Origin of the sequence: Streptomyces malaysiense (assembly GCF_000980885.2) — a bacterium.
Taxonomy (GTDB): Bacteria; Actinomycetota; Actinomycetes; order Streptomycetales; family Streptomycetaceae; genus Streptomyces; species Streptomyces malaysiense.
The window spans coordinates 1-754 of record NZ_LBDA02000223.1 but is presented as its reverse complement, the minus strand read 5'-3'; the positions used below and the strand labels follow the sequence as shown (position 1 = coordinate 754).

The 754-nt window shown below is 69.6% G+C and carries 1 pseudogene; it reads right to left on the bottom strand.

The window, feature by feature from the left end:
- Window positions 1-199 precede the first annotated feature (199 nt).
- A pseudogene (locus VT52_RS36605) lies at window positions 200-754 on the bottom strand (transposase family protein); the annotation flags it as partial.

Below are 754 nucleotides of genomic sequence, written 5' to 3'. Positions count from 1 at the left end.
ACCCTTTCAACCTCAGCGGCAACGTCAGCGGACGAGGGCTCCGCACAGTGGCGGATCGTTGCCGTCGTCGCGGGTCGGATCGTGGCCAGCAGGACCGTCGAGCGCGGTGCTGAGGGTGTTGATGGCGTCGCGCTGGAGGCGGAGTCGGACGTGGGCGTAGACCGTGGCGGTGACGCCGATGTGGGCGTGACCGAGGAGTTCCTGAATAGCTGCAGGTCAGCAGCACGTGGACGGCCTGGACAGCGGTGCCGATCCGGCGGGTGGAGCATCTGGCTCGTCGGAGCAGCCGCCAGGACTTCAACTGCGCGAAGGCGCGTTCGCCCGGGGCCCTCAGCCGGGCGTGGTCGCGGTTGGACTGCTGGTAGTGCTCGGGCTGTTCGCGGTGGCGGTAGTAGGGGGTGCGGACGGTGGCGCCGGCACCCTGGTAGGCGCGGTCCGCGAGTACGAGGATCTGCCGGGTCAGGCAGGCTTGAATGATGCCGTGGGCGCGGGCCGCGGTCAGGTCGTGGGTCCGGCCCGGTGTCGCGCGGGAGAACCACAGCGGTGTGCCGTCGGGTCGCGCGATGACCTGCACGTTCATGCCGTGCTGTTTGTGTTTCTGGGAGTAGTACGGCTCGTCCGCCTTGATGCGGTCGGTCGGGATCAGGGTGCCGTCGACGATCACGTGATCGCCCTCGCCCAGCCCGGTCAGGGCCTCGTGCAGGCCCGGCGCCCACGCCGCGAGGACGTTCAGGGTCTCGTCGACGTACCGCCA